The organism is Pseudomonas sp. PICF141 (assembly GCF_002286815.1).
Classification (GTDB): Bacteria; Pseudomonadota; Gammaproteobacteria; order Pseudomonadales; family Pseudomonadaceae; genus Aquipseudomonas.
Genome location: NZ_MUNM01000005.1, coordinates 1 through 4,351, shown reverse-complemented (window position 1 = coordinate 4,351; position 4,351 = coordinate 1). Strand labels below are relative to the sequence as shown.

Below are 4,351 nucleotides of genomic sequence, written 5' to 3'. Positions count from 1 at the left end.
AGGAACTTGGTGCTGAAGGTCGCGAATGGGCCAAACAGGATGACGCGCTTGCCGTCCAGGACACGGGTGTCCAGGTGCGGAACCGACATGGGCGGTGCGTCAACGAGGCTTTGCCGCGGAAAAGGGGACTGATTTATTTTGAAGGAAATATATCAGTCCCCTTTTTGCACCTTTTTGCAAGACGTTGCCCGGCAGGTTCGGTGGATCAGCGTGCTGCTGGCTTGAGGCCTTTTCAGGGGGTATACGAATGTTGCCGAGCGGTGATCCGGTAAGGTGAAAGCAGGCAAGAAGCAGAGGCTTCACTGGGCGTTGAAGAGTGGATCCTTGGTGTGAAAGTTTCCATCTGCTGACCTGGCGCAGACCTGTGGTCGCATTGGCGTTTCTATTGTGGTATTTCCAACAGCAGTGAGTTTGCGTAGCTGAATGATGCAACCCGCTTTGAACGTGCTGATTTTGACAATCTGGAACTGCATTTCATAATCCTGCCCCGGCTCTGGCGTGAACACCACGGGTTTGGGCGAGCATGAAATCGAGCCAACCATGCCAAAGGTCGCAATGAAGGGTTGGTTGGCAGTCACGACATGCTCGTCGTAGAGTCGGGGTGATTCGTTGATCAGCTTGCTCTCCTTGCTCGCAGGCATGCCAATCACGCTGTTCTGATGGTCTGACTCCCTGAATGGATAAAGACCTGCGGAGTCGATATGGGCGGTTTTCCAACCGGACTGTTCGATGGGAAAACTCTTGAGAGACTCGTTGTAAAACTTCTCGCAAGTCTGGCCGCTGACGAATCCGCCGTGCGCGTTATCGCCTGTGATCAGACGGACACGGGCGGTGGTGGTGGGGTCAAACTTGCCAGCCTCGGCTTCATTGCGAACGTCGGTTTTACTGGTGGCGCAGCCGATGAGAGTCAAACTGATTGCCAAGGGGAGAAGTTGACGCATAAGTGTCCTTTCTTTTCTGTGAAAATTTGAGAGCTTGAACGTGAATTAGGACGAACAGAGGCGGTCCGCCTGGCGACTGAACTTATCGAAGTGCCTCAGTCGTTAACGGCTGATGATCCTGGAGGAGGGGCTCGCTCTGGCCTATAGCGGCCTGAGGTCGCAAAGGTTTAGCGATAATAAAAATTAAAAATGGGACAGATTTTTTCCAAGTGCCTCCTGTCACCGCCGCAGTGACTGGGCGAAGCAGCCCGTGGCACGTTAGGTTGTAGGTGCCTCTCGAAGGGACAGCTCCACCAGAGACAACCTTGAGAATTTACCCTCGATCAAGGCTGTTTGAGTTTCCTGGGCAAAAAAGTGAGTCCCATGCTAAACGGCAGATCTTGCCGCCGTTTAGCAAGGGGCAAAGGCGACTTGGGCTAACGCCTACTATGCTCTTCTCGCCTCAATTCATTTTTCAGAAAGGAAACAAGGATGCGCTCAAGGATCGCCGTCAGTACATTGCTGGTCGCTTTGCTAAGCGGCTGCACATCTGTACCCCCTCTGAATTTCTCCGTTCCAAGTATTTCGCCCTCGACTCACAAAGTGGACGCGGACCTTCGTGCAGTATCCGTTTCCTTCGCTGCCCCCAATGAGCAAACAGGAAATGTACCGTCCGATGGTGAAGGCATTCCCGAACTCTGGGAAAGGGCAGTAGTAGAAGCCATTAACAAGAGCTCAGTGTTCGACGACGAGTCGACAAAAAAAGTGAATCTTTTCGTCAAAATCCAGGAGCTGGATCCGCCGGCAGCAGGCGTGACCATGGTCACTGATGCTTCCGCAAAGTACCTGCTGGTAAACCGCAAAACGGGCGAAACCTTGCTCGAAGAAACGATCATCACCCAAGGCATCGTCCCTCCAGGCTACGCCTTTGCGGGTGTCGTCCGCCTCAAGGAATCAGTCAATCGCGCCGTACAGAACAATATTCGAGACTTCCTGGCGAAACTGGAAGCTCAGAAGTTGAACTAGGCGTAAAGACAAGGTGAATCGCCTGAGTAGGACGTGCTCGGTGAAACGCTGTATGACTTTTTGAGGCTACAACATCCAGCGCCATTGCCTACACCCGCTACAAAATCGGCCGGCTGTTTCGCCAGGCGGTCGCCGGTATCGTGTCTCCCGTCACCGCCGCAGTGACCGGGCGGAGCAGCCCGTGGCACGTTAAGTTGCATGTGCCTCTTTTGACAGGACAGGCAGCTCCATGCCTGATGTTGATGGTGACTGTACACAGGGTGCCCTCGGGCAAGTCGGCATTGCGTGATGGCTCCTCAATATTGCAAGTTGGAGCTTCATCTATTCAAAGTTACGCCCAACCCGCCAGACACCGATCCGGCATCCCCGTACGAATCCCTCGACTCAAAAAAGCTCAACGAAGCCGCCGAACGCGCCCTCAATTTCTACCTCAACCCGGCAGCGGTCATGAACAACACCCCCCGCAAACCCAGCACCATGTACATGGTTGCGCCGGATGTCGGCCATGAAACCTTGCTGGTTCAAACGTGTGAGAACCTGGCCTCGGCCAGTGTCATGGCCAGCGACATTGCTGCATTGGTGGAGGGCACCCACCGCAATACGCTGCTGGCGCTTCAGCAGGTCATCATGCTGGCGGAACTGGCGGTGAATCGAATGCTGGATAACTTCGTTCCACCTAAGTAATCACTCAGTCCTTTACAGAGAGGCTTGCCCCTCGGTAAAGGGTTTTGATCGTTGCAACGCGGAGGGGTCGTATCACTTGGTGCTGAAGGTCGCGAATGGGCCAAACAGGATGACGCGCTTACCGCCTAGTGCACTGGGTTCTAGAGCAAGAGCGGTTATTCGCCATGGCTGTCAGCAGATTCTTTGTGCAACAATCGTCGGCTATTCGTTTACAAGGATGTTCAAAATGGCTGGCAAACCTGCTGCCCGTTTCACGGACCCAACTAGCTGTCCGCTTCCCGGCCACGGGGTTAACCCCATCGCCGCTGGCTCCCCCGATGTTTTCTTCGACGGCTTGGCTGCTGCTCGCCAAGACGACAAAAGTGCGTGTGGCAGTCCCATTGTCGGAGAGGTCGCCTCTACCGTTCTTATCAACGGCAAACCTGCCGCAACGGTAGGCAGCATCGGGGTCCATGGCAATAACGTGGTAAGTGGCTCCGGTACGGTGATCATCGGCAACACCCACATCCCCGCAGAATTCACTCCGCCTTCACCGATGCCTCTATGGCTGCATCCATTCAATGAGCAGTTCCGTATTCTCGGAAGCGACGGCCAACCACTCGCCCATGTTCCCTATCACATCAAAGATGAAACCGGTCAGGTTTACACCGGTTTTTCTGACGAGTCAGGACATACGCTACGAATCACTACTATTGAGGTGGTCAAGCAGGCTCGTGGTTGGGGCGCTGCTATTGCTGGCGCAAGGATAGGTGTCGTCGCGGGTGCTGCGGTTGGCATTGAAACGGGTCCCGGAGCAATCGTTAGTGGAGCTATCGGAGGGATTATCTTCGGCACCGCAGGTTATTTGGGGGCTAGTTGGCTCACCGAATACCTACAGGACTGAGACAGATCATGAGCATCTTTAGTCGTATCAAAGCCTTTATAAAGCAGGAACCGAAAGAACAAATCGTCGGATATTCCATACCAGAACTGAAGTCGATCTTTACTAAGTCTTTATTAAGCATTGATCCACCCCTGCCCGCCTATCCGCAAAACACGTCTTTGGAGGACATAGGCATTCCAGCCTACTACTCTCCATTTTTAATCGGCCACGAAGATACTCGTAAATTCTTGACACTCATCGAAGACAACTTCACGTATGCGACTGAAAAATCGTTCAATGAACTACCCGTAAAGCAGTATGTAAACAGCCAGAAAAATGAGCACTTGGTATTTTTCATATCTACCAGAGAATTCAACTCTGCAACTGTACGACTGGTCACCAATAGCGTTGATTTCTTGGCCATTATTGCTCGCGAGAAATTCTCCGCGCCCCCTCCGTGGATTGTTTTCGAGGGATACAACCCTTCTTGGTGGTCAGGCGATATGCAAGGCGCTCAGGGCTATTACAACGACAATTACTTTGCCCCGTTTTTTACTAATTTAAGCGCAGCAGAAAGGGAAATTTATTACGCAAAATTCAACGCGCCGAATGAATGGATAAAAAGCTTGGAATTGATGTACGACGTTGAGTGATCGTTCACCTTTCTGGGGCTGCTTCGCAGCCCAACGGGGGCAAGCCCCCTCGCCACAAGAAACTCGTCAGCCTTAGCATTTCGTAATCTTCAATATCGAATCCCGGACACAAAAAAGCCCACTGACCGTCACCGATCCAGTGGGCTTTCCAATCAAGCTTCTACTTACAAAGCCATATCCGTCGCAGCATTAGCCTTCGGCGCCTT

At 52.7% G+C, this 4,351-nt stretch carries 5 protein-coding genes and 1 pseudogene; 4 read left to right on the top strand and 2 right to left on the bottom strand.

Going from position 1 to position 4,351, the window contains the following annotated elements; all coding sequences use genetic code 11:
- Window positions 1-104, bottom strand: a pseudogene (locus BZL43_RS00140) (malate:quinone oxidoreductase); the annotation flags it as partial.
- A 195-nt stretch (window positions 105-299) separates the two neighbouring features.
- Window positions 300-941: a hypothetical protein gene (locus tag BZL43_RS00135; RefSeq protein ID WP_095630459.1), complete on the bottom strand. Its 642-nt coding sequence runs from the start codon at window positions 939-941 to the stop codon at window positions 300-302.
- A 471-nt stretch (window positions 942-1,412) separates the two neighbouring features.
- Between BZL43_RS00135 and BZL43_RS00130 the strand changes: the two genes are divergently transcribed.
- The 4 genes from BZL43_RS00130 to BZL43_RS00115 all read left to right on the top strand — a co-directional run bounded on the left by BZL43_RS00130 (window position 1,413) and on the right by BZL43_RS00115 (window position 4,145).
- Window positions 1,413-1,946, top strand: coding sequence for a hypothetical protein (locus BZL43_RS00130; RefSeq protein WP_030132030.1), 534 nt, complete (start codon window positions 1,413-1,415; stop codon window positions 1,944-1,946).
- A 288-nt stretch (window positions 1,947-2,234) separates the two neighbouring features.
- A complete protein-coding gene (locus tag BZL43_RS00125; protein WP_095630458.1) occupies window positions 2,235-2,630 on the top strand; it encodes a DUF6124 family protein in 396 nt (131 codons plus the stop codon).
- A 226-nt stretch (window positions 2,631-2,856) separates the two neighbouring features.
- A complete protein-coding gene (locus BZL43_RS00120; RefSeq protein ID WP_168185046.1) occupies window positions 2,857-3,513 on the top strand; it encodes a PAAR domain-containing protein in 657 nt (218 codons plus the stop codon).
- An 8-nt stretch (window positions 3,514-3,521) separates the two neighbouring features.
- A complete protein-coding gene (locus BZL43_RS00115) occupies window positions 3,522-4,145 on the top strand; it encodes a hypothetical protein (RefSeq protein WP_095630457.1) in 624 nt (207 codons plus the stop codon).
- Window positions 4,146-4,351: the final 206 nt, after the last annotated feature.

Bases quoted from the DNA above. Each gene is read 5' to 3' on its own strand.
- BZL43_RS00130 (WP_030132030.1), top strand. From the start codon at position 1,413: ATGCGCTCAAGGATCGCCGTCAGTACATTGCTGGTCGCTTTGCTAAGC.
- BZL43_RS00125 (WP_095630458.1), top strand. From the start codon at position 2,235: ATGGCTCCTCAATATTGCAAGTTGGAGCTTCATCTATTCAAAGTTACG.
- BZL43_RS00120 (WP_168185046.1), top strand. From the start codon at position 2,857: ATGGCTGGCAAACCTGCTGCCCGTTTCACGGACCCAACTAGCTGTCCG.
- BZL43_RS00115 (WP_095630457.1), top strand. From the start codon at position 3,522: ATGAGCATCTTTAGTCGTATCAAAGCCTTTATAAAGCAGGAACCGAAA.
- BZL43_RS00135 (WP_095630459.1), bottom strand. From the start codon at position 941: ATGCGTCAACTTCTCCCCTTGGCAATCAGTTTGACTCTCATCGGCTGC.